21 protein-coding genes and 1 pseudogene are annotated in these 21,880 nt (G+C 65.3%); 13 read left to right on the forward strand and 9 right to left on the reverse strand.

Annotation, left to right across the window (positions count from 1 at the left end):
* Nucleotides 1-100: 100 nt before the first annotated feature.
* The 3 genes from ntrC to dusB are packed head-to-tail and all read right to left on the reverse strand — an operon-like array spanning nucleotide 101 to nucleotide 3,767.
* Nucleotides 101-1,549, reverse strand: coding sequence for a nitrogen regulation protein NR(I) (ntrC, locus tag GSQ83_RS07610; RefSeq protein ID WP_158802267.1), 1,449 nt, complete (start codon nucleotides 1,547-1,549; stop codon nucleotides 101-103).
* Complete coding sequence (locus tag GSQ83_RS07615; RefSeq protein WP_158802268.1) at nucleotides 1,546-2,697, reverse strand: ATP-binding protein; 1,152 nt, start codon at nucleotides 2,695-2,697, stop codon at nucleotides 1,546-1,548. The genes ntrC and GSQ83_RS07615 overlap by 4 nt, the downstream gene beginning before the upstream one ends.
* Nucleotides 2,694-3,767: a tRNA dihydrouridine synthase DusB gene (dusB, locus tag GSQ83_RS07620; RefSeq protein ID WP_158802269.1), complete on the reverse strand. Its 1,074-nt coding sequence runs from the start codon at nucleotides 3,765-3,767 to the stop codon at nucleotides 2,694-2,696. Before dusB ends, GSQ83_RS07615 begins: the two co-directional genes overlap by 4 nt.
* 142 nt (nucleotides 3,768-3,909) lie before the next feature.
* On the opposite strand from dusB, the pseudogene ispF reads away from it, so the two are divergent.
* The 4 genes and pseudogenes from ispF to GSQ83_RS07640 all read left to right on the forward strand — a co-directional run.
* Nucleotides 3,910-4,401, forward strand: a pseudogene (ispF, locus tag GSQ83_RS07625) (2-C-methyl-D-erythritol 2,4-cyclodiphosphate synthase); the annotation flags it as partial.
* A gap of 5 nt (nucleotides 4,402-4,406) precedes the next feature.
* Nucleotides 4,407-5,468 (forward strand): lysine-2,3-aminomutase-like protein, encoded by a 1,062-nt coding sequence (locus GSQ83_RS07630; RefSeq protein WP_158802271.1) that lies wholly within the window; start codon nucleotides 4,407-4,409, stop codon nucleotides 5,466-5,468.
* Nucleotides 5,469-5,540: 72 nt separating this feature from the next.
* Nucleotides 5,541-6,107: an elongation factor P gene (gene efp / locus GSQ83_RS07635; RefSeq protein ID WP_158802272.1), complete on the forward strand. Its 567-nt coding sequence runs from the start codon at nucleotides 5,541-5,543 to the stop codon at nucleotides 6,105-6,107.
* Nucleotides 6,108-6,125: 18 nt separating this feature from the next.
* Entirely contained in the window at nucleotides 6,126-6,965 is an 840-nt protein-coding gene (locus GSQ83_RS07640; RefSeq protein WP_158802273.1) for an inositol monophosphatase family protein, read from the forward strand.
* Nucleotides 6,966-6,975: 10 nt separating this feature from the next.
* Here GSQ83_RS07640 and GSQ83_RS07645 read toward each other — a convergent pair whose 3' ends face one another.
* Nucleotides 6,976-8,295 carry an MFS transporter gene (locus tag GSQ83_RS07645; RefSeq protein ID WP_158802274.1) on the reverse strand — a complete coding sequence of 440 codons (1,320 nt, stop codon included), beginning with the start codon at nucleotides 8,293-8,295 and terminating at the stop codon, nucleotides 6,976-6,978.
* A 156-nt stretch (nucleotides 8,296-8,451) separates the two neighbouring features.
* Here GSQ83_RS07645 and GSQ83_RS07650 point away from each other — a divergent pair, with 156 nt between their 5' ends.
* Genes GSQ83_RS07650 through GSQ83_RS07665 form a run of 4 tightly spaced genes read left to right on the forward strand, consistent with a single transcriptional unit; the run spans nucleotide 8,452 to nucleotide 12,617 of the window.
* Nucleotides 8,452-9,393 carry an OmpA family protein gene (locus tag GSQ83_RS07650; protein WP_158802275.1) on the forward strand — a complete coding sequence of 314 codons (942 nt, stop codon included), beginning with the start codon at nucleotides 8,452-8,454 and terminating at the stop codon, nucleotides 9,391-9,393.
* 17 nt (nucleotides 9,394-9,410) lie between these two features.
* Nucleotides 9,411-10,568: a flagellar motor protein MotA gene (locus GSQ83_RS07655; protein WP_158802276.1), complete on the forward strand. Its 1,158-nt coding sequence runs from the start codon at nucleotides 9,411-9,413 to the stop codon at nucleotides 10,566-10,568.
* 2 nt (nucleotides 10,569-10,570) lie between these two features.
* Nucleotides 10,571-11,788: a peptidoglycan -binding protein gene (locus GSQ83_RS07660; RefSeq protein ID WP_158802277.1), complete on the forward strand. Its 1,218-nt coding sequence runs from the start codon at nucleotides 10,571-10,573 to the stop codon at nucleotides 11,786-11,788.
* Nucleotides 11,739-12,617 carry a site-specific DNA-methyltransferase gene (locus GSQ83_RS07665; protein ID WP_158802278.1) on the forward strand — a complete coding sequence of 293 codons (879 nt, stop codon included), beginning with the start codon at nucleotides 11,739-11,741 and terminating at the stop codon, nucleotides 12,615-12,617. The genes GSQ83_RS07660 and GSQ83_RS07665 overlap by 50 nt, the downstream gene beginning before the upstream one ends.
* Nucleotides 12,618-12,636: 19 nt before the next feature.
* On the opposite strand, the gene GSQ83_RS07670 is transcribed toward GSQ83_RS07665, so the two are convergent.
* Together GSQ83_RS07670 and gmk are read right to left on the reverse strand one after the other, a co-directional pair.
* A complete protein-coding gene (locus GSQ83_RS07670; RefSeq protein ID WP_158802279.1) occupies nucleotides 12,637-13,077 on the reverse strand; it encodes a hypothetical protein in 441 nt (146 codons plus the stop codon).
* Entirely contained in the window at nucleotides 13,074-13,712 is a 639-nt protein-coding gene (gene gmk / locus GSQ83_RS07675; RefSeq protein ID WP_158802280.1) for a guanylate kinase, read from the reverse strand. Before gmk ends, GSQ83_RS07670 begins: the two co-directional genes overlap by 4 nt.
* Before the next feature lie 121 nt (nucleotides 13,713-13,833).
* Here gmk and GSQ83_RS07680 point away from each other — a divergent pair, with 121 nt between their 5' ends.
* The 4 genes from GSQ83_RS07680 to GSQ83_RS30850 all read left to right on the forward strand — a co-directional run bounded on the left by GSQ83_RS07680 (nucleotide 13,834) and on the right by GSQ83_RS30850 (nucleotide 17,258).
* Nucleotides 13,834-14,613: an SDR family oxidoreductase gene (locus GSQ83_RS07680; RefSeq protein WP_254065555.1), complete on the forward strand. Its 780-nt coding sequence runs from the start codon at nucleotides 13,834-13,836 to the stop codon at nucleotides 14,611-14,613.
* Between the two features lie 28 nt (nucleotides 14,614-14,641).
* Entirely contained in the window at nucleotides 14,642-15,520 is an 879-nt protein-coding gene (locus GSQ83_RS07685; protein ID WP_158802282.1) for a slipin family protein, read from the forward strand.
* Between the two features lie 180 nt (nucleotides 15,521-15,700).
* Nucleotides 15,701-17,023, forward strand: coding sequence for a xylose isomerase (gene xylA, locus GSQ83_RS07690; protein WP_158802283.1), 1,323 nt, complete (start codon nucleotides 15,701-15,703; stop codon nucleotides 17,021-17,023).
* A 103-nt stretch (nucleotides 17,024-17,126) separates the two neighbouring features.
* Nucleotides 17,127-17,258, forward strand: coding sequence for a hypothetical protein (locus GSQ83_RS30850; protein ID WP_256367073.1), 132 nt, complete (start codon nucleotides 17,127-17,129; stop codon nucleotides 17,256-17,258).
* Here the strand turns inward: GSQ83_RS30850 and GSQ83_RS07695 are convergent.
* Together GSQ83_RS07695 and GSQ83_RS07700 are read right to left on the reverse strand one after the other, a co-directional pair.
* On the reverse strand, nucleotides 17,255-17,956 hold the full coding sequence (locus GSQ83_RS07695; RefSeq protein WP_158802284.1) for a pirin family protein: 702 nt from the start codon (nucleotides 17,954-17,956) through the stop codon (nucleotides 17,255-17,257). The two genes, GSQ83_RS30850 and GSQ83_RS07695, sit on opposite strands and share 4 nt — an antisense overlap.
* Nucleotides 17,957-18,052: 96 nt before the next feature.
* On the reverse strand, nucleotides 18,053-19,120 hold the full coding sequence (locus tag GSQ83_RS07700) for an anhydro-N-acetylmuramic acid kinase (protein ID WP_174246641.1): 1,068 nt from the start codon (nucleotides 19,118-19,120) through the stop codon (nucleotides 18,053-18,055).
* A 61-nt stretch (nucleotides 19,121-19,181) separates the two neighbouring features.
* Between GSQ83_RS07700 and tyrS the strand changes: the two genes are divergently transcribed.
* Nucleotides 19,182-20,432 carry a tyrosine--tRNA ligase gene (gene tyrS / locus GSQ83_RS07705; RefSeq protein WP_158802286.1) on the forward strand — a complete coding sequence of 417 codons (1,251 nt, stop codon included), beginning with the start codon at nucleotides 19,182-19,184 and terminating at the stop codon, nucleotides 20,430-20,432.
* A gap of 281 nt (nucleotides 20,433-20,713) precedes the next feature.
* Here tyrS and GSQ83_RS07710 read toward each other — a convergent pair whose 3' ends face one another.
* The gene (locus tag GSQ83_RS07710; protein WP_158802287.1) at nucleotides 20,714-21,856 is read right to left on the reverse strand and encodes a hypothetical protein; all 1,143 of its coding nucleotides are present in this window, start codon (nucleotides 21,854-21,856) and stop codon (nucleotides 20,714-20,716) included.
* Nucleotides 21,857-21,880: the final 24 nt, after the last annotated feature.

The raw sequence follows: 21,880 nt of genomic DNA on the forward strand, positions 1-21,880 counted from the left end.
CCTTCGTGCCGCGAGTGAGGCGTGGATGGCACGCCTTCGCGTGCCATGACGGGAGTGTGACGAAGGCGCAGCCGCGTCTTCGCCCAACGAGACAGCGCCCCTAAGAAACACCGCGCACCACCGGCACGTCGAGGTCCCGGATCTTCTTTCGCAGCGTATTGCGATTGAGCCCCAGCATCGCCGCCGCCTTGATTTGGTTGCCGCGCGTCGCCACCAAAGTGAGCTGGATCAGCGGCCGCTCCACCTCGGCAATCACCCGGTCGTAGATATCATTGCCCATCTGCCCCGATTCATGCGCCGCGAGGAAACGCCGGATGTGCCGCTCCATCGCCGGCCCAAGCGCCTCAGGCGAGGCGACGCTTCCCTCCTCGGGTGCCGCGGCGGCGCTCGCCAGATCGCGCGCGACCGCCTCTTCCTCGATACTCTCGCGCGGATGCAAAGCCGCAAGCCGGCGCATAAGGTTTTCGAGCTCCCGGATATTGCCCGGCCAGCGATGCGTCCGCAGCCGATCCAGCGCGGCCGGCTCCAGGGTCTTGGCCGGCAAGCCATCCGCCTTGGCGCGATCGAGGAAATGCCGCGCCAGCAAAGGAATGTCTTCGACCCGGTCGCGCAGCGGCGGCAGGCGGATGGGAACAACGTTCAGGCGATAGAACAAATCCTCGCGGAACAGCCCTTGCCGGATCGCCATGCGCAAGTCCCGATGCGTCGCGGCGATGATCCGCACATTGGCCCGCACCGACTGGCGGCCGCCGACCGGAGTGAACTCACCCTCCTGCAAGACGCGCAGCAAACGCGTCTGTGCCTCCTGCGGCATGTCGCCGATCTCGTCGAGGAACAGCGTGCCGCGATTGGCCTGCTCGAAGCGCCCTTGCGTGCGTGTCGTCGCACCGGTGAAGGCGCCGCGCTCATGCCCGAACAATTCGCTCTCGATGAGCTCGCGTGGAATCGCCGCCATGTTGATCGCGACAAATGGCTTCGTGCGACGATGGCCGTAATCATGCAGCGCCCGCGCCACCAACTCCTTGCCGGTGCCGGATTCGCCGCTGATCATGACGGTGAGGTCGGTGGTCGTAAGCCGCGCGACCGTCCGGTAAATCTCCTGCATCGACGGGCTGCGGCCGATGAGCGGCAAGCGGCCTTCCTCGTCGCGAGGTTCCACCGGCTCGGTCGGCTCGATGACCGGCTGCGGCGCCGCGAGCGCGCGGTCAACCACCGAGAGCAGCTCGCGCAGATCGAAGGGCTTCGGCAGGTATTCGTAGGCGCCCCGCTGCGTCGCCTTGACCGCCGTCGTCAGCGTCGATTGCGCGCTCATCACGATGACCCGCAGATCAGGGCGAAGCCGGCGAATGCGCGGAATGAGATCGAGCCCATTCTCGTCCGGCATAAGGACGTCAGTGATGACGAGGTCGCCTTCCCCATCTTCCACCCAGCGCCACAGCGTCGCGGCATTGCCAGTGGTCCGAACCTGATAGCCCGAACGGCCCAGCGCCTGGGTCAGAACCGTGCGGATCGACCGATCGTCGTCCGCCACCAGGACCGTGGGCATCATTCTCCGTCCTCGTCTGAAACCATCGGCAAGTGCAGGCGAAATTCGGTGCGGCCCGGCATGCTCTCGACCTCGATCAATCCGCCATGGTCGGCGATGATCTTGGCGACGAGCGAAAGTCCCAGTCCCTGGCCGGCGGGCCGCCCGCTGACGAAAGGCTCGAACAGATGCGCCTTGAGGTCATCGGAAATGCCGGGGCCGCTATCCCTGACAACGACCAGCAGCGGCAGATGCACGCGTGCCTCGCTCGCCGAAGTGCCGAGGCGGAGGCCATGCTGATAGCGCGTGATCAGCGTGATTTCGCCTGTTCCGCCGATATCCTGCAAAGCCTCGGCCGCGTTCTTCACCAGGTTGAGCAGCACCTGCACGAGCTGATCGCGGTTGCCCAGAACGGGCGGCAGGGAAGGATCGTAATTCTCGCTGAAGCGGATATCGGCGGCAAAACCCGTCGCCGCCACACGGCGCACATGTTCCAGCACGCGGTGGATATTGACCGGCGCCATCAGAATCGGCTTTTCGCCGAAATCCTCCATGCGATCGACCAGGGCACGAATGCGGTCGGCCTCGTCCCGGATGAGCACGGCGAGTTCGCGGTCGCTCTCGCCGACGCTCGCCTCCAGCAATTGCGCGGCACCGCGAATTCCGGAAAGCGGGTTCTTCACCTCATGCGCCAGAATTGTCGCCATGCCGGTGATGCTGCGCGCGGCGGTGCGCGCCGAAATTTGCCGATCGAGCGCGCGCGCCATGGTGCCATCCTGCAGCACGAGCACCACCGAACCGGGATCTTCCGTCAGCGCCGTGCCTTGAACACTGATGCCGGTCTTGCGCAGGCGCGGCCCCTCGAAGGAGAGTTCATGATCGGCGATGGAGGTCACGCCGGTCCGCAACTGGCCGATTAGCAGGAACAGCGGGCTATCGGCCGGCAACACGTCATGCAGCGACATCTGCGTCAGCTGGCCGAGCGAAATGCCCAAGAATTGCTCGGCGGCCTGATTGGCGTAGCGGAAGCGATCCTCGGCATCGAGCAGGATCAGCGGAACCGGCAGGGCGCCCAGCACGATCATCGGATCGAAGCCGGGCTCCTCGGCCGAGGGATGCCGCCTCACCACGGAAAGAACCGTCCGGCGGACGGCTCGGGTCACGCCGCTCATGCTGCCTCAGACAGCAGCACTGCCCTTTCGGCTACCGGCGTCGCGACACCGCGTTCGATCAGCGGATCGTAGAAGCGATCGATCATCTCGAGCACGGTCTCCACTTCCGGGGCTCGGTTCATGGCCTGGCGGAACTCGGCCGAACCCGGCAGGCCGCGCGAATACCAGGCGAGATGCTTACGGGCGATCCGCATTCCCGGCTGCGTCCCGAAATGCTGCTGCATCGCCTCGTAGTGCCGCAGCATGATTTCCTTGCGGGCCGCCAGCGTCGGCTCGGGGATCTTGCAGCCCGTGGTTAGATATTCCGCGACATGGGCGAGGAACCAAGGGCGGCCGTAGCAGCCGCGCCCGACCATCACGCCATCCGCGCCGGATAGGAGCAGCGCCTCGGCGGCATCCTCCTCGGTGATGATATCGCCATTGGCAATCACCGGGATGCTCACGGCCTCCTTCACTTGAGCGATGAAGGCCCAGTCGGCCTGACCGGTGTAGAATTGCTGGCGGGTCCGGCCATGCACCGTCAGCATCCGGATCCCGCATTCCTCGGCAATCTGGGCGAGGCGCGGGGCGTTGAGATTGGCGTGGTCCCAGCCCATCCGCATCTTGAGCGTCACCGGCACTTCGACCGCGCGCGCCGTCGCTTCGAGGATCGCGGCCGCACCCTTTTCGTCCCGCATCAAAGCCGAGCCCGCCATCTGGCCGACCGCCACCTTCTTCACCGGGCAGCCAAAGTTGATGTCTACGATATCGGCGCCGAGACCCACAGCGATACGCGCCGCCTCAGCCATGGCGCCCGGATCGCAGCCGGCGAGCTGCACGGAATTGGGGCCGCCGTCAGAAGCGACGCGGGCCATCCGCAAGGTCGCCTGATTCTCGCGCACCATCGCCCAGGAGGCGATCATCTCGGAGACCACCAAGCCGGCGCCCAGATCGCGCGCAAGCTGGCGGAAGGGGAGATCGGTGACGCCCGACATCGGCGCCAGGATGACGGGCATCTCGATCCGCGGATTGCCGGCGCCGCCCAGCGCGATCGGGCGGAGCCGCCCCAGCGGCGAGCCATTCCTAGGCATCCGCTCAGGCGCCGGTTCTAGTCTCTCGTGATTGCCCATAGTTTAGGCAGATACAGGATTAGCCGGTTGACGCGCAATCGCGCCGGACGGATTAGACCCCCGCAACCGAGATTAGGTCCCCATGCCCACCCCATTGCTCCCCGCCCTCCTGCCACGCGTCGGCACCGGGTTCGACGTCCATGCCCTCGCCGCCGGCCGCAAGCTCATCCTTTGTGGCATCGAAGTGCCGCATGATCTTGGATTAGCGGGACATTCGGATGCGGATGTCGGCATCCACGCGCTCTGCGACGCGATTTACGGGGCATTGGCGGAGGGCGATATCGGGCGCCATTTTCCACCCAGCGAGATGGACTGGAAGGATGCCGACAGCGCCCAGTTCCTCATCCACGCCGCGAGCCGCATCGCAGCGCGTGGAGGCATTCTCACGAACGCCGACGTCACGCTGATCTGCGAATCACCCAAGATCACCCCCCACGCCCCGGCCATGCGCGGCCGCCTCGCCGAGTTGCTCGGCGTTCCCCTCAGCCGCATCTCGGTCAAGGCGACGACCACTGAGAAGCTCGGCTTCACCGGCCGGCGCGAGGGCATCGCGGCACAGGCGGCGGTCGCCCTGCTGGTGCCCGAGGAAAGCTGACCGCGATGGCCGCCGAGGCCCCGTCGGTTCTGACGTCAGAACTGACGGCGATCCGCGACATCGACGGGCTACTGCGCGCCGGTCTCGCCACGCCTGAGGACCGCCCGGCGCTGGAGGCGGTGGGCGCCCGCTACGCCATCGGCATCCCTCCCGCCATGGCGGCGCTGATCGAGCACGCGGACGACCCGATCGGGCGCCAAGTGGTGCCGCATCCTGACGAACGCCTCCTCGCTCCGCATGAAAGTGCCGATCCGATCGCCGACGACGGCCTTTCGCCGGTGCCTGGCATCGTGCATCGCTACGCCGACCGCGTGCTGCTCAAGCCGCTGCTGATCTGCCCGGTCTATTGCCGCTTCTGTTTCCGCCGCGAGCATGTCGGCCCGGATGGCGGGTTGCTGTCAGAAGCCGAACTCTCGACCGCGATCGACTGGATCGCCGCGCGACCTGCCTTGCGCGAGGTCATCCTGACCGGCGGCGACCCCCTCATGCTCTCGCCACGACGCCTTCGCGACATCGTGACGCGGCTTTCGACGATCCCCCATGTCGAAACCATCCGGCTGCACTCCCGCCTGCCGGTCGCGATGCCCGAGCGCCTGACCGAGGCGCTGGCGGATGCAATGGAAACCGAGCGCTCCCTTTGGCTGGTGGTCCATGCCAACCACGCACGCGAATTCACCGACGCCGCGCGTGCCGCGCTCCGCCGGGCGCAGCGGCGCGGCATTCCGGTACTCGGCCAGTCGGTCCTGCTGCGCGGCGTCAATGACAGCGAGGCGGCGCTGGAGGGGCTGCTGCGGGCCATGATCGCCGCGCGGGTGAAGCCCTACTACCTGCACCAGCTCGACCCGGCGCCGGGCACCGCCCGCTTTCATGTCCCGATCGCGGAGGGGCAGACGCTGCTCGCGGGGCTGCGCGGGCGCGTGACGGGTCTCGCCTGGCCGACTTATGTGCTCGACATCCCCGGCGGCGCCGGCAAGGTGCCGATCGGTCCGAGCTATCTCGATGCGCAAGGCGGGGTGAACGATCCCTCCGGCAAGCGGCATGTCCTGCACGAACCCGCCATCCCCTAGCCTGCGTGCTTGCCGCCGGAGGCGCGGGCGGATAGAAACCCCGCCTTCCCAATTCTCCGATCGAGCAGACTCATGAAGCAGCAGGCGAACCTCATCCGCGCCGGCCAAGTGATCGAGCATGACGGGCGCCGCTGGACGGTGCTCAAGCAGCAGATCATCACACCGGGCAAAGGCGGCGCGTTCATCCAGGTTGAAATGCGCGATCTCAAAACCGGCAATAAGACCAACGAACGTTGGCGCACCGCCGACACGGTCGAGCGGCTGATGACCGACAACAAGGAATACACCTATTCCTATACCGACGGGGACAACCTCGTTCTGATGGATAATGAGACCTATGAGCAGGCGATGATTCCCGTGGCGCTGCTGGGTGACACCGCGGCGTTCCTGCAGGACAACATGCCTGTCGTCGTCGATCTGGTCGAAGGCGATCCGGTGGGTCTCCACCTGCCAGTTTCCGCAACGCTTGAAGTCGTCGAGGCCGATCCGGTGGTGAAGGGCCAGACGGCGACCAGTTCCTACAAGCCCGCGCGGCTTTCCAACGGCGTGAAGACCATGGTGCCGCCCTTCATCGAGACGGGGGAACGCATCGTCGTCCGCATCGAGGACGCGACCTATATGGAGCGAGCGAAGTCCTGACAGCGCGAGGGTCCTGACATGGCACCCCGTCTCTCCCCCAACCTCACGATCATGGCCAATGCCGCGCAGAAGGCGGCGAAGCGGCTATTGCGCGACTTCGCGGAGGTCGAGCAATTGCAGGTCAGCATCAAAGGCCCGTCCGACTTCGTGTCGCAGGCCGATGTGCGGGCGGAGAACTCGATCCGCGAGGATCTCAACAAGGCGCGTCCCGGCTATGCCTTCCTCATGGAGGAGTCCGGCGCCTCGGGCTCCGACAACTGGACTTGGCGCTGGGTGGTCGATCCGCTGGATGGCACCACCAACTTCCTGCACGGCATTCCGCATTGGGCGATCAGCATCGGGCTGGAGCGGCGTTTGCCGACCGGCGAGATCGAGCCCGCGGCGGCAGTGATCTATGCCCCGGCGGTGGACGAGATGTTCATGGCCGAGAAGGGCGCCGGCGCCTACATGAATGACCGCCGTCTGCGCGTTTCGGCGCGGCGCGATCTGTCGGAGGCGGTTTTCGCCACCGGCATTCCATTCGCCATCGCGCCGCCGCGCCAGCGGCTGGCCTTTGCCCGCACGCTCGGGCTGTTGTCGCCGCAGATCGCGGGCATCCGGCGTTTCGGCTCCGCCGCGCTCGATCTTGCCTGGGTCGCGGCCGGTCGCTTCGATGGCTATTGGGAGATCGGGATCAAGCCCTGGGACATCGCGGCCGGAACCCTGCTGGTGCGCGAGGCCGGCGGCTATGTGACCGATCCCGAAGGCCGCGAGACGGTGGGCGCGGACATCGTCTCCGGCAATCCGCATTTCCATCCGGTACTGCTCCAGGCCGTGGCGGAGGGGTTGGCCGCGGCCGGCAGCGCGCTAGGAAGTTGAGGCGCCACGCCTAGGCTCGCGCGGCGCTCCGGCGGCCGACACCTCCGCGGGTCGCCAAGAGCGTCGCCACCAGACCCAGCACCGCCGCGAAGCTCAGCCATAGGCCCGGCATCGCTCGGCTGCCTGTCGCGTGGATGAGCAAGGTGCAGATCGCCGGTGTAAATCCGCCGAACAAAGCCGTGGCGAGGCTATAGGCCAGCGAGAAGCCTGTGGTCCGTACGGCTTCGGGCATGACCTCGGTCAGGAAAGGCACCGCCGCGCCGTTGAAAGCGCCGAAGAGCAGCGAGAGCCACAACTCGGAGACCAGTAAATGGCCGACAGAAGGGTCGCGGGTCAGCCAGAGTAAAACTGGAAAGCCTGTTACCAATGAGGCGATCGTCGCGCCCAGTAGAACCGGCCGGCGGCCAATGCGGTCCGAGATCGCGCCCCAGACGGGCAGCCAAATGAAGTTCGAGACCGCCACGGCCAGCGTCACCAGCATCACATGAGTATTGCCGAGACCGAGAACCTTGCGGCCGAAGGTCGGGGTATAGGCGGTCAGCAGGTAGAAACTCACCGTCGTCATCGCGATCAGCATCATGCCGATCAGCACGATCGCCCAATGGCTCGCGATCGAGCGGAGGATGGCGCCGATGCTGGGATGGACACGCTCAGCGAAGGCTTGAGTTTCCTGCAGCGAACGGCGCAGGACGAAGAGGAACGGCACGATCGCGCAGCCGACGAGCAAAGGGATGCGCCAACCCCAGGCGGCCATTTGCTCCGGCGTGAGGATGAGGGTCAGGAAAACCCCGAGCAAAGCGGCGACAGCGACGGCCACCTGCTGGCTGCCGGATTGCCAGGCGCAGAAGAAGCCGCGACGGCCGGGCGGCGCGATCTCCGCCAGATAGACCGAGACGCCGCCAAGCTCGACCCCGGCCGAGAACCCCTGCACGAGGCGCCCGATCACCACCAGAATCGGCGCCGCGATGCCAATGCTGGCGTAGCCCGGTGTCAGCGCGATGACGATCAGCGCCACCGCCATCAGCCCGAGGGTCAGGATCAGGCCACGCCGCCGGCCGTAGCGGTCGATATAGGCGCCGAGCACCACCGCCCCCACCGGCCGCATGAGGAAGCCGGCGCCGAAGGTCGCCAGCGAGGCCATCAGCGAGGCAAAGGGATCACGCGAAGGGAAAAACGCCTGACCGATATAGGTGGCGTAATAGGCGTAGATCATGAAGTCGTACATTTCGAGGAAGTTGCCGCTGGTCACCCGCAAGATGGCGGGGAAGGCGCGCAATGCGCGCGGCCTGGACTCAGCGATAGGGGCGGTTCCCGATGCGGCGCTCGCCATGGCTCACTCCCTCGAGTTTCCTCAGTCTTTCCGCACAGGTGGAGAGAGTTGCCCATTCGCGCAACGGCCCCGCGCCGAGAGCAGCTTGGCGGCGCACTCGCCTCGCGCGTGAAACCCCTCCCACCGGAGCCGGAACTACCTTAGAAGCCGAATGATATGCGTCGGTTTTTCCCTCTCTTCTTGCCCGTGATCCTGGCGAGTGCCCCGCTGGGCGCCCAGGCGCAGGTGACGGTCGATCTCAACGCGCTCGACCGGCTAGGCGGAGGATTGCCCGTGCCGCCGGAGGCGAAACCGCACCACCTGCTTCCGCGTCACCGTCACCGTGCCGTGGCGCGCGGCGCCCCAAACCAAGGTCAGGCCGCGCCACCCGCAGCCGTCGCGACCGGGACCGGCACCGGAATCGGAAGCGGGAAGACGCCGCCCAACTCGGTCTCCACGCTGACTACCATCGCCACTGCACCGCCGCCTTTGCCAGCCCCGATGTCGGCGGTCCCGGCACAACCGAAGCCATGGACACCTCCGCCTTTGCCGGGACCGGAGCCTAAAGCGGCTGTCGTGCCGCCCGCGGCCAAGCCTACCCCGCCCGAAGTCAGCCCGCCCGAGCTTGCACTGCCTGGTGCCGCGCCCGCCTTGCCCGAACCTCGCCTCGCGACAGCCACTCCACCGCTGCCGGCCGCCTCTCCACCGGCGCCGGGGAAGCCGACGCCCGCGACGTCCGCGACGTCCGCAGAGGTCGGGCTGCCGCCCGGGTCCGACAAGCTGACGCTGCCGTTCCTTGTCCAGGATATCGACCTGCCGCCGGCCGAACAGGCCGCGTTGCGGGACTTCGCCCACAACCGGGCGAGCCGCCCCACCCAGTACGTCGTTAGCGCCTATGCCGCGGCAGCGCCCGGCGACGACGACCCATCGACGCCTCGCCGGCTCGCTTTGTCACGCGCCCAGGCGGTCCAGACCGCCTTGCTCGAAGCCGGAGTGCCCGGCGGACGTATCCGTCTGTTGGCGCTCGGCAATGCGGGCGGTTCGCCACCCAATCGGGTCGAGGTCGTGGCGAGCCCATCCGGGGCGCCCCGTCCTCAGCCATCTTCCGCCACTCACTGATCCGGTCCGACGCGCACATGACCCGCCCCACTACCTACTTCATCCGCATGCTGATCTTCCTGGGCGCGGTCGGCGTCGTCGCGATTTTCCTGATTCCCAAACTTCGCGTTTTCTTCAGCAGCAACCCCTATCTGAACGCCTTCATCTTTCTGGTGCTGCTGCTCGGCATTCTGTGGAACCTGCGGCAGGTGCTGCGGCTTGAGCCCGAGGTTTCCTGGGTCGGCCAATATCAGCGCAACCGGCAACGAATTTCCGGCATCACGCCGCCCAAACTGCTCGCACCTATGGCGCGCATGCTGGCGAGCCGGGCGGAGAGCGGCACCCGCGCGGATGGCCGCGTGACGCTTTCGACCCAGGCGATGCGCAGCCTGCTCGACGGCATCGGAAGCCGGCTGGATGAGAGCCGCGAACTCTCGCGCTACGCGACGGCGCTGATGATCTTCCTCGGCCTGCTCGGCACCTTTTGGGGTTTGCTGAAGACGGTCAGCGCGGTCGCCGATGTTATCCACGGCATGAGCGTGGGCGGCGGCGATATCAATGCGGTGTTCGACCAGCTCAAGAGCGGTCTGGCGGGGCCGCTGGCGGGCATGTCGACCGCCTTCTCCTCCTCGATGTTCGGGCTGGCCGGCGCGCTGGTGCTCGGCTTCCTCGATCTCCAGGCCGGGCAGGCGCAGAATCGGTTCTACAATGAGCTGGAAGATTGGCTCGCGAGCCTTACCCGGCTGTCCTCGGGCGTGCTCGGCGGCGAGGGCGAAGGCGGCAATGTGCCGCTCTATGTGCAGGCGCTGCTGGAGCAGACCGCCGAGAATATGGAGAGCTTGCAGGCCGTCTTGTCGCGTGGCGAGGAAGGCCGCGGGCAATCGACGCAAACTTTGGCGGCGCTGGCCGACCGGCTCAATACTTTCACCGATACGATGCGGGCTAACCAGCAACTTATGCTGCGGATCGCCGAGACCCAGGCGGGGTTGCTGCCGGCCTTGCAGCGGCTCGGCGAAAGTCGCGATCACCGCGCCTCCGACGAAGTGGCGCACGCCCATCTGCGGAATATCGAACACGGCTTGCAGCGGTTGATCGCCGAGACCGAGCAAGGCCGGTTGCAGAGCACGGCCGAGCTGCGCAATGAGCTACGCGTCCTCACCCGCACTATCGCGGCCTTGGCCGAAGGGGGCCGCTGAGCATGCCCGGTTATCATCGCCGGCGGCAAAGCAATGGGCTGGATGCCTGGCCCGGCTATGTCGATGCGCTGTCGACCCTGCTCATGGTCACGATCTTCGTGCTGCTGGTCTTCGTGCTGGCGCAGGGGCTGCTATCGGTGACGCTCACCAGCAAGGACAAGGCGCTGGCGAAGCTCAACCAGGAGATCGCGCAGCTCACCGACATGCTGTCGCTGGAACAGGGGCGCACCTCCGATCTGCGTTCCAATGTGGCGAGCCTTGCCCATGACCTCAATGCGGTGACGGCGGCGCGTGACACGCTGGCGCAGCAGCTATCTGCGGCGGAGGCGACGGCCAATAGCGATGCGACAAAACTCTCCGCGCTGACCGCGACGCGTGACAAGCTGCAGGCTCAGCTTGCCGATAGCGGTGTGCAGGCGACCTCGGCTAGTGCGCGGCTCGCGGATCTGCAGTCGGCCTTGACGCAGGCGACGGCGGCCACCGCTGCGGCGCAGGTGCAGCTGCAGCAGAACCAGGTGGATCTCGCGCGACAGAAGGCGGTGACGGCGGCAGGCAGCACGGCGCTCGATCAGCAGAAGGATCTCACCGCTTCGGCACAGGCGGAGATCGAGCTGCTGCGTCAGCAGATGGCGCAGTTGCGCGATCAGCTCGCGGCGATTTCGGTGGCGCTGCAGTTGCAGGTGAGCCAGGGGCGGGACAAGGACGCGCAGATCGCGGATCTTGGGCGCAAGCTGAACCTCGCGCTGGCCGCCAAGGTGCAGGAGTTGCAGCGCTACCGTAGTGATTTCTTCGGCAAGCTGCGTGATGTGCTGAAGAACCAGCCGGATATCCGCATCGTCGGCGATCGCTTCGTGTTCCAGAGTGACGTGCTGTTCCCGGTCAATAGCGCGGACATGACGGGCGGCGGCCAGGCGCAAATCGACAAGATCGCCGCCGCCATTCGTGGCATCGCAAAAGAGATTCCGCCGGATCTGTCGTGGATGTTGCGTGTCGATGGCCATGCGGATAGCCAGCCGATTACCAGCGGGCCGTATAAGGACAACTGGCAGCTTTCGGCCGCGCGAGCGATTTCCGTGGTGCAATTGCTGATCCTCGATGGTGTGCCGCCCAATCACCTCGCGGCGACAGCCTTCGCGGATACTCAGCCGCTCGATACGGGCAAGACGCCGGATGCTTTCGCGCGCAACAGGCGCATCGAGTTCCGGCTTACGGATCGCTGAGGGCGTGGATGCTATTGCACCGGCGCCGGGCCGCGTCATTCGCGTTGGCCGCCAGAGCATCATCGCGGATGACTGTCTTGCGGCATTGGCACGGCTGGAGCCCGAGAGCTTCGATGTCTGCGTGACTTCACCGCCGTATAATATCGGCATTGCTTATCGGTCCTACCGAGACCGTTTGCCGCGTGAGGTTTATCTCGCGTGGCTGGGCGAGGTTGGTGCCGCCATTGCTAAGGTGCTTGCGCCGGCGGGCTCGTTTTTCCTCAACCTGGGCAGCACGGGGACGGATCCGTGGATCGCGGCGGATGTGGCGCGTGCGATGGGCGCGGGCTTCCTGCTGCAGAACCAAATACTCTGGGTGAAGTCCTTCAGCGAGGGCGACGAGACGATCGGTCATTTCAAGCCGATCAACAGCGCGCGTTACCTCAACCAGAATCACGAGGCGATCTACCACTTCACCAAAACGGGCGCGGTGCCGATCGACCGGCTGGCGGTGGGGGTGCCGTTCAAGGACAAGTCCAATATCGCGCGCTGGGGTCACGCTCGGGATAAGCGTTGCGCGGGCAATGTCTGGTTCATTCCCTACGAGACCGTGCAATCCAAGACGCAGAAGTTTGGCCATCCGGCGGGATTTCCGGTGGAGTTGCCCTTGCGCTGCATCAAGCTGCATGGCGTTGAGACGCCTCGGGTGCTCGATCCGTTCCTCGGCGCGGGAACCACCCTCCTCGCGGCGGAGCGGCTTGGCGCGGAGGGTGTCGGGATCGAGATCGACGAGGGTTATGTGGCGGCGGCGGTGGCGCGTATCGAGGCGGATCGATTGGTGGCTGGTTAAGCCGGCCGGATCGTAAGCCCTACCGCACGTAGACGCGAACCGCTGGCGGCACATTGCTCACGGTGACCACCGCGCCCAGGCGGATGCGGTCGGTGGAGACCCCGTCACGAGCAATTGCCTCGGCCACTGCCGTAGCGTCCGGCGTTATTCCGTCGGCAGCGTCGGCCTGATGGGTCGGAGTGCCATTAGGCGGGACGGCCGCAAGCACGTCGAAAGCAACATCGGGCTTGCGGGCCTCGGCGGCCTGCACGGCCTGGGCCAAAGGCCCCTTGTAGTCGGCAGCCGAAACCGGTGTCTCGATCGTCACTAACGGCACGCGGCCAGACTGGCCCTCCGTCTGTTCGACGGTGACGAGGGACGGTGGGTAGGATGTGGGCGACGCCACCTCGCGGCCGGGAATCGCGCAAGCCGCGAGACCGAGCGCGCCCAGGAACGCGCAGCCGCCAGCAATCAGTCTCATACCAAATCCATCTGCGTGAAGGTGTGCAGTCCGATCTGGCGCGGGGTCGCCAGCCGCGCGGCCCGCAGGATCGCGCGCACATCGCGCACCGCATCGTTGAAGTCGGAATTGACGAGGACATGGTCGAATTCGGTGAAATGGGCGATCTCGCCGCGTGCCGCCGCCATGCGGCGTGCGATCTCCTCCGGACTGTCCTGCCCCCTGCGTCTTAGCCGCTCCTCTAGCACCTGCATCGAGGGCGGCAGAAGGAAGACCCCCACCACATCGGCCGGCATCGCCGCGCGCATCTGTCGGAAGCCCTGCCAGTCGATCGTAAAGATCATGTCCCTGCCCGCCGCCAGCGCCGCCTCGACCGGGGCGCGCGGCGTGCCATAGAGCGTCTCGCGCCCGAAGACATTCGCCCATTCCAGCAGGCCGCCATTGGCCTGCAACGCCTGGAACTCGGCCGCCGAGCGGAAATAATAGTGCTTGCCCTCTTCCTCGCCGGGCCGGGGCGCACGGGTCGTCAGGCTGATGGAGAGCAGCAACTCGCGCTCCTCGGCCAGCAGGGCGCGGGTGATGCTGCTTTTTCCGGCGCCGGACGGCGCGGCGAGGACGAGGCAGAGGCCCCGGCGTTCGATACGAGGGGCGATCATGTCGTCATCGCACAGGGTTGCGGTAGCAGCACTGAAGAAGGTTCGGATCGCTCCATGTTGCACCTTGTATTGCGAATCGGCGCCGTGTGAAGACCATCACGCCTAAGCTAGTATGGATCCCATGCCCCTCCAGCGCATCCTCATCACCGGCGCCTCCTCGGGCATCGGCCGGGCTCTCGCCGTGCTGCTCGCTCAACCTGGAACGACTCTCTATCTCGGTGGTCGGGATCACGAGCGGCTGAGAGCGACGGCGGCGGGGTGCCGCATCCGCGGCGCCGAGGTCGCGACTCGCGCACTTTCCGTGACCGATCGCATGGGCATGGCGAACTGGATTTACGCCTCGGGACCGCTCGACCTCGTCATCGCCAATGCCGGCATTTCGGGCGGCACCGGCGAGGGCGGCGAGGAGAGCGGAGAGCAGACGCGGGCGATTTTCGAGACCAACCTGGATGGCGTTCTCAATACCGTGCTGCCGACGATTGGGCTCATGATGTCCCAGTCGCCGGGCGCCGGTGGCGTGCGTGGTCGCATTGCGGTCGTCGCCTCGGTCGCCGCTTTCCTGCCGGGACCTATGGCGCCGGCCTATTGCGCATCGAAGGCGGCGGTCGATTCCTGGGTGGTGGGAACCGCGCCGACGGCGAAGCGGCACGGCATTCTGCTCACCAGCCTCTGCCCCGGCTTCGTTGCTTCGCCGATGACCGAGGTGAACAAGTTTCCCATGCCCGGCATCATGAGCGCCGAGAAGGCCGCGATCCGTATGATGCGAGCGATCGAGCGCGGCGCGGTGCGAGGCGCCTTCCCCGGCTGGGTCGCCTGGGGTGCCAGGCTAGCGGCGCTTCTGCCGCCCGCAATGCGGACCACCCTCCTCGACCGCTTTCCGGCTAAGCAGGGTCTAGACTGACGACCTCATTCCGCCAGGAACGCGTGCCATGAACGCTCCGCCCATTGCTTATATCTTCTCCGTGATCTGCCTCGTCGTTGCGGCTCTCCTGGTGGAGCTTAGCCACGAGGCTGTCTTTGCGGTCGCCCTGGCCGTGATCCTGGTGATCGCGGCCATCACGATTCCGGCCTGGCTCAAGATGACGGATCAGTGGAACCGGGCGGTGATCCTCCGGCTCGGGCGGTATCGCGGGCTTGGCGGACCGGGGCTTTTCTATGTGATCCCGTTCCTGGAAACCATCGCGACCGTGATCGACCTGCGGATCCGCACCACCGAGATCAGGGCCGAAGAGGCGCTGACCCGCGACACCGTGGCGATCGCCATGGATGCCATCGTTTTCTGGCGGGTGGTCGACCCTCGGCAGGCGGCGACCGAGATCGAGAACTACCGGCTCGCGGTGGAGCGCGTGGCGCAGACCAGCCTGCGCGAGACGATCGGAAGCCACGATCTGTCGCAACTTTTGTCCGACCGGCAGACGGCGGATGAGGAGCTGCGCGCCACGATCAGCCGCAAGACGACAATCTGGGGCGTCGAAATCACCTCGGTCGAGATCAAGGACATCGCGATCCCCAATTCTCTGCAGGATGCGATGAGCCGCCAGGCTCAGGCGGAGCGTGAGAAGCAGGCGCGAGAGACGCTGGCTTCGGCCGAGATCGGCATCGCGCTGAAGGTGAAGGCGGCGGCGCAGGTCTATGCGGATGACCCGATCGCGCTGAAGTTGCGGCAGATGAACCTGATCTACGAGATGAACAAGGATCGCGGCACGACGATCATCATCCCAAGCGAGATGGCGAGCGCCTTCGGCGTCGTCTCTGCGGTGGCCGCCGCGTCGCTGGGCGTGATCCCGGAGGACAAAAAGGCGCCGTAGGCCGGGCTGTGGTTGCGGCTCCCGCAGGCCATACTCAGCGCAGACCGTCTCTTGTCGCGGCCGCCTCTGTCCCTCAAAAAGGCGTGGATGCACGGCTTTCGCCGCGCGTGACGGGGCAGTAGCGCCGCCCTTGCCGCGCACGCGCTTGCCGGCAAACAGAAACGGCCGAGGGGGACGAGAATGTCTGAGCCAATCAAGTTTTTTGGGCGGACCGAGCCGCTGCGCTACGAAGGCAAAGACAGCACCAACCCCCTCGCCTTCCGCTGGTACGACAAGGACCGCGTCGTGCTGGGGCGGCGCATGGAGGAGCATCTGCGCTTCGCCGTTGCCTATTGGCATAGCCTGGCCTGGCCCGGCGGCGATCCCTTCGGCGGCGAGACTTTCCTGCGGCCTTGGATGCTCGCGGGCGACGTAATGACCCAGGCAAAGCTCAAAGCCGAGGTCGGTTTCGAGCTGTTCCGCCTGCTGGACGTGCCGTTCTTCTGCTTCCATGACCGGGACGTGGCGCCCGAAGGCCACAGCCTCGCCGAGAGCAACCGCAACCTCGATGTGATCGCCGACCTTTTCGAGAAGAAGATGGAGACCGCGAAGGTGCGCGTGCTGTGGGGCACCGCGAACCTGTTCTCTCACCGCCGCTATATGGCCGGCGGCGCGACCAATCCCGACCCCGAAGTCTTCGCCTATGCCGCCGCGCAGGTGAAGCATGCGCTGGAAACCACGCACCGACTCGACGGCGAGAATTACGTGCTGTGGGGCGGACGCGAGGGCTACGAGACTCTGCTCAACACCGACCTCAGCCGCGAGATCGCACAGTACGGCCGCTTTCTCACGATGGTCGTCGAGCACAAGCACAAGATCGGCTTCAAGGGCACGATCCTGCTCGAGCCGAAGCCGCAGGAACCGACGAAGCATCAATATGACTTCGACGTTGCCACGGTCTACGGTTTCCTCAAGCGCTTCGGGCTGGAAAACGAGGTACGGGTCAATATCGAGGACAACCACGCGACGCTCGCGGGGCATACGTATGAGCATGAGATCGCGACTGCGATCGCGCTCGGGATCTTTGGTTCGCTGGATGTCAATCGGGGCGACCGGCAGTCGGGCTGGGATACGGATCAGTTCCCCAATGATCCGACGACGATGGCGCTTGGCCTGTTCCATTTACTGCGCGCGGGCGGCTTCACCACGGGCGGGTGCAACTTCGATGCGAAGATCCGGCGGCAATCGCTCGACCCCGATGATTTGCTCTACGCCCATGCTGGAGGCATGGATCTTTGCGCGCGGGCATTGCTGATGGCAGCGGCGATGATTGAGGATGGTGTGCTGCCGAAGGCCGTGGAGACTCGATACGCCGGATGGGAGGGTGCCGAGGGGCGCGCCATGCTGGATGGCTCGCGCAGCCTGGAGGAGATCGCGGCACGGGTGGCGAAGGAGGGCCTCGATCCTAAGCCCCGGTCGGGACAGCAGGAGTATTTGGAGAATCTGGTCGGACGGTATTTGTAGGGTTTGTCGGTCTCCGTGTTGATCTATCGGGCGATTCGTCATGCTCGGCGAAGGCCGAGCATCCACGCCTTCACCGCCGCAGCCACAAGCAAGGCACGGATCCTTGGCCTTCGCCGAGGATGACGAGGAAGCGAGCCTGACGTTGCAGAAGAGCACGACGCTGGGGCCGAGCCCGGCGTTGGAGGCGAGCCTCACGTTGGAGACGGGAACGGCGGTTCCTTCGCCTGCAGGCTAAGCCGAAGTCTCGACCAGGACGATCTCGGTTTCCTCCAGCGCCGCGAGGTGCAGAGAGGTTTCGTCCTCGATCGCGGCGCCGTCGCGTGCCGCAACGCTGACGCCGTTGACCTCGACCAGGCCGGTCGCGGGGACGAGGTAGACCAGCCGCCCCTCCGCCACCGGATAGTCGGCGGACATGCCGGCTTTCAGCGTGATGCCGATGACGCGGGCGTCGCTGCGGATGGGTAGCGCGTCGGTGTCCTCGGAGAAGCCGCTTGCCAGGACAGTGAAGGTTCCGGCGCGGTCCTGTTTGGGGAAAGCGCGGCTGCCCCAGGAGGGTGCGCCGCCCTCCGTATCAGGCGTGATCCAGATTTGGAAGATCGAGGTGGCGCTCGGTTCCAGATTGTATTCGGCGTGGCGCAGGCCGATCCCCGCGCTCATCACCTGAACATCTCCGGCCTCGGTGCGACCTTTGTTGCCCAGGCTGTCGCCATGGGTGATGGCGCCATCACGGACATAGGTGATGATTTCCATATTCGCGTGAGGATGCGCCGGGAATCCCGCACCAGCCGCGATCTCGTCGTCGTTCCAGACACGGAGCTTGCCCCAGTTGGGGCGCTCGGGATCCTGGTAATCGGCGAAAGCAAAGTGGTGGCGGGTTTTGAGCCATCCATGATGGCCGCCACCGAGGCTACGATAGGGACGCAGGCTGATCATGAGACCCTCCCCCCCTAGAGAGGAGCCGATCATCGCGAGGTCAGGCCGGCAACGCAACATAAAGGGGAGACGTGCTGGCAAGAAGGTGAGTGGCTCTCAGGGCTTGGCCGGGTTGACGATGCGGCCGCCCAACAAGGGGTTTGGCACGCCGGTTGTCGTCGGCAGGCTGAGTGGCAGGCCGCGCGTCACGCGGGCGGCGAGGAAGCCGAAACATTGTGCCTCCAGCGCGTCACCATGCCAGCCCACAGCTTCGACGGGTTCGACCGGAACGCCGAGCGCGTCGCGGAGCGCGTGCATCATCGTCGGATTGTGTCGTCCGCCGCCGGTGACCAGCCATCTTTGGGGGGCCTGGGGCAGCGCGGTGCGGGCGACGGCGCCGGCGGTGAAGGCGACCAATGTCGCCGCGCCGTCCGCCGGGGAAAGTGCCGCGATGTCGTCAAGGCAAGCGTGGAAATGCAGGCGGTCGAGCGATTTTGGCAAAGCGCGGACGAGATACGGGTCTTGCAGCCAGCGCCGGAGCACGGCGGCGTCGGCTTTCCCCTTCGCGGCGAGGCGGCCATCCTCGTCCCGGCTCGCGCCCGTGTGGCGCGTTACCCAATCGTCGAGCAAAGCGTTTCCTGGCCCGGTGTCGCCCGCGAAGACGCCGCCATCGGCGCTAAGGAAGGTGACGTTGGCAACGCCGCCGACATTTAGAACCGCGAGAGGCTTAGCCAGGTTCTGCGCGAGGGCCGCGTGGAACAGAGGGGCGAAGGGCGCACCCTCCCCGCCTGCCGCAACATCCGCTTCGCGGAAAGCATAGGCGACCGGCGTGTCCAGAGCGTCGGCGAGATAGGCCGCGTCGCCGATCTGCCAGGTTCGCCGACGACCCGGGTCGTGCAGGATGGTCTGGCCGTGGAAGCCGATGAGATCGGCCTCGGCCGCCAGGGCGCGCACGGCTTCGACGTGGGTTTCGGTCAGCCGCCGAGTGACCGCGAGTAGATGCGGGTCCTCCGGGGCCAGTCCGGGGGCGTCATCCAGAATGCGGCGGAGGTCGTCTCTTAGGCTGGGGTCGTAGGGGACGGTTATGCTCGGGCCGAGGGCGTCGACCGCCTCGCCATCCGTCTCTAGCCAGGCGGCATCGACGCCGTCTAGCGAGGTGCCGCTCATCAGCCCGATCACCCGCAACATTTCCGTTTCATCCCTCCCGTGATAGCCAGCGGCGCAGTTTAGCCACGGATCGCAGGCGATGACGACGAAGAGCGGGTTTCTGGCGGAGGCGCATGCGCGCGGCTTCGTATTTCAATGCACGGATGAAGCGGAGCTGGACGCGGCGCTCTCGGCCGGGACGGTGGCGGGCTATATCGGCTTCGATCCGACCGGTGACAGCCTGCATGTCGGGCATATGGTGCAGATCATGCTGCTGCGGCTGTTGCAGAAGCACGGACATAAGCCGGTAGCACTTCTGGGTGGCGGCACGGCGAAGATCGGTGATCCCTCCTTCCGCGAGGAAGCGCGGCAACTGCTGACCGACGCGCAGATCGCGGAGAATATCGCCGGCATCCGCCGCAATATCGCGCCCTTCCTGCGTTTCGGCGACGGGCCTTCGGATGCCATCATGGCGAATAATGCCGATTGGCTCGACAAGCTTGGCTATATCGAGCTGCTGCGTGAGATCGGGCCGCATTTCAGCATCAGCCGCATGCTGTCCTTCGACAGCGTGAAGTCCCGGCTGGATCGCGAGCAGGGGCTCACGTTCCTCGAATTCAACTATTCCATATTGCAGAGCTATGATTTTCGCGAACTCAGCCGCCGGCTTGGGGTTGCGTTGCAGATGGGCGGCTCGGATCAGTGGGGCAATATCGTTTCGGGCGTCGATCTGGTGCGGCGCACCGATGGGCGGCAGGTTTTCGGGCTGACGGCACCGCTGATCACCACCGCGTCGGGCGCTAAGATGGGCAAGACGGCGAAGGGTGCTGTCTGGCTGACAGCGGAGCGGCTGTCGCCCTTCGATTACTGGCAGTTCTGGCGCAATACGGAGGACGCCGATGTCGGCCGCTTCCTGCGGCTATTTACTGACGTGCCGCTGGAGGAGATCGCGCGCCTGGAGGTGCTTGGCGGCGCCGAGATCAACGAGGCGAAGAAGCGGCTGGCGACTGAGGCGACGACCCTCGCGCACGGCGCCGAAGCCGCCGCGGCGTCGGCCGAGACCGCGCGTCTCGCCTTCGAGGAGGGCGCGGCGGCCGAGAATCTGCCGAGCGTGACCTTGCCGGAGGCGGAACTTGCGGCGGGGGTCCCGGCCTTCGCGCTTTTCGTTTCGGCGGGTCTCGCCGCAAGCAACGGGGAGGCGCGCCGGCTCATTCGCGGCGGCGGCGCCCGGCTGAACGATGTGGCGATCAGCGATGAGGGGCTGGTGATCTCGGCGGCGGATCTGCGGGATGGCGCGCTGAAGTTGTCGGCGGGCCGGAAGCAACATCGGTTGGTTCGCGTCGGCGACTGAGGCGAGACGATTTTTTTCCGGAGCGACGCGCGTTGCTGTGTGAGATGGGTCTCGTTGCCGCCTTAGCTTCTGGCCAGTTTGTAAATGGTGGCAAGATTTTAGAAGTAGGTAACTGGTGGGCCTTCTGAAGCGTTTGTCGGGTATGCTGGGTACTGAACGACGTAGCGATCAGCAATGAAAGGCCGGTGTCTCGCGGCCGATCTGCGCGATGGCGCGCTAAAGCTACTGGCGGGCCGGAAGCAGCATCGGCTGGTGCGGGTCGGTTACTGAGGCGGTGCGATTTAGCCGGAACGACCCGAGCGACTGTTGAGTGGAAGGGGTCTCGCTACTGCCCTCGAGTCGGTTTTTGTCGGTGGCGGCTTTGTGGGGGCCAAGGTGGTGGTGGCGGTTGGTACGGCCGGGGTTGGCTTAGCTGGGTCTGGCTCGGGTTTCGTCGATATCGACGACACTTTTTCTTTGTCCACGAGCGCGCGAATGAAATAGGTGAAAGCGTCAGCATTGACTTTCGCCAAATGTTTTTCGGGCGTTCTACCCTTTCTGAAGCGGATTTCTTGCGCCAAGTGAAGAAATGGATAGTCGATATAGCCTGACGTGGCCTGTTCGTCGTCTTGCCCCAAGCTGCGGACATCTGTCGTATTCGCTTCGCGATGTGAGACTTCATGCAGCACCGCTGCCTCCATCCCAGGAGACTTTTTGAAACCTTCGCGGCTGAGATGCACTTCTCCCTTCGCTATTGGCAGCCCTTCCATTTGGCTTAACCATATCTTTCCATTGGGTCTTTTGGAAACCGGCCCGACGTTAACGTAGCCAATGAGACCCTCGGACAAATAGTCCGATAGCTTGATGCGGATCGGCTTGTGCAACGCCTTTCTGACTTGCGTCAGCATCTTTAGGAGATCGCCTTTTTCTTTTGGCGTAGGCCCTTCTGGCGCGAAGAGGAAGCAGGCAGCCCCCAGTTCGTTGAGCCGCTTGTCCCAGGGACCGGATACCATGGCGATCGTCGTGTCCACATCAATGGAAATCTCGTTGAGGAAGTGCTGTGCGGTTTCCTCCTCCTCAGTGGTAATGCGGCGGGTTCCGAGCTGGTGCACCAGCGTGAGTTCGTTGCCGTTAGCGAGCGGTACAGGTCTATGTTCGAGCCAGACTTTTCCGATGGTCCGCTGAGCACGCTTAATAAGCGATTTCTTTGCCTCAACGGTTTTCGCCTCCGTCCCCTGGTAATCGGACGGATGGCAGCAAAACTCGGGGGATGGTGAAGCGACTTCGCACCTGTCGGACGTCATGGACGGATGGGAGCCGGCGGCACTCGGGAGCTGTGTCAAGGCGGCACCACAATTGAAAGACCTCCACTTTAGTCGGGGATTCTTTAATCTTTGTGAAAAATGCCCCGTCAGCGTGAACGAGTTGTTCTTGTTTTGTTCCAATCCACCTCATCGTCAGTTAGAAGA

The organism is Acidisoma sp. L85, assembly GCF_009765865.1.
Lineage (GTDB): Bacteria > Pseudomonadota > Alphaproteobacteria > Acetobacterales > Acetobacteraceae > Acidisoma.

Excerpts from the sequence above, each read along its gene's own strand:
- ntrC (WP_158802267.1), bottom strand. The coding sequence starts at position 1,549 with ATGATGCCCACGGTCCTGGTGGCGGACGACGATCGGTCGATCCGCACG.
- GSQ83_RS07615 (WP_158802268.1), bottom strand. The coding sequence starts at position 2,697 with ATGAGCGGCGTGACCCGAGCCGTCCGCCGGACGGTTCTTTCCGTGGTG.
- dusB (WP_158802269.1), bottom strand. The coding sequence starts at position 3,767 with ATGCCTAGGAATGGCTCGCCGCTGGGGCGGCTCCGCCCGATCGCGCTG.
- GSQ83_RS07630 (WP_158802271.1), top strand. The coding sequence starts at position 4,407 with ATGGCCGCCGAGGCCCCGTCGGTTCTGACGTCAGAACTGACGGCGATC.
- efp (WP_158802272.1), top strand. The coding sequence starts at position 5,541 with ATGAAGCAGCAGGCGAACCTCATCCGCGCCGGCCAAGTGATCGAGCAT.
- GSQ83_RS07640 (WP_158802273.1), top strand. The coding sequence starts at position 6,126 with ATGGCACCCCGTCTCTCCCCCAACCTCACGATCATGGCCAATGCCGCG.
- GSQ83_RS07645 (WP_158802274.1), bottom strand. The coding sequence starts at position 8,295 with ATGGCGAGCGCCGCATCGGGAACCGCCCCTATCGCTGAGTCCAGGCCG.
- GSQ83_RS07650 (WP_158802275.1), top strand. The coding sequence starts at position 8,452 with ATGCGTCGGTTTTTCCCTCTCTTCTTGCCCGTGATCCTGGCGAGTGCC.
- GSQ83_RS07655 (WP_158802276.1), top strand. The coding sequence starts at position 9,411 with ATGACCCGCCCCACTACCTACTTCATCCGCATGCTGATCTTCCTGGGC.
- GSQ83_RS07660 (WP_158802277.1), top strand. The coding sequence starts at position 10,571 with ATGCCCGGTTATCATCGCCGGCGGCAAAGCAATGGGCTGGATGCCTGG.
- GSQ83_RS07665 (WP_158802278.1), top strand. The coding sequence starts at position 11,739 with ATGCTTTCGCGCGCAACAGGCGCATCGAGTTCCGGCTTACGGATCGCT.
- GSQ83_RS07670 (WP_158802279.1), bottom strand. The coding sequence starts at position 13,077 with ATGAGACTGATTGCTGGCGGCTGCGCGTTCCTGGGCGCGCTCGGTCTC.
- gmk (WP_158802280.1), bottom strand. The coding sequence starts at position 13,712 with ATGATCGCCCCTCGTATCGAACGCCGGGGCCTCTGCCTCGTCCTCGCC.
- GSQ83_RS07680 (WP_254065555.1), top strand. The coding sequence starts at position 13,834 with ATGCCCCTCCAGCGCATCCTCATCACCGGCGCCTCCTCGGGCATCGGC.
- GSQ83_RS07685 (WP_158802282.1), top strand. The coding sequence starts at position 14,642 with ATGAACGCTCCGCCCATTGCTTATATCTTCTCCGTGATCTGCCTCGTC.
- xylA (WP_158802283.1), top strand. The coding sequence starts at position 15,701 with ATGTCTGAGCCAATCAAGTTTTTTGGGCGGACCGAGCCGCTGCGCTAC.
- GSQ83_RS07695 (WP_158802284.1), bottom strand. The coding sequence starts at position 17,956 with ATGATCAGCCTGCGTCCCTATCGTAGCCTCGGTGGCGGCCATCATGGA.
- tyrS (WP_158802286.1), top strand. The coding sequence starts at position 19,182 with ATGACGACGAAGAGCGGGTTTCTGGCGGAGGCGCATGCGCGCGGCTTC.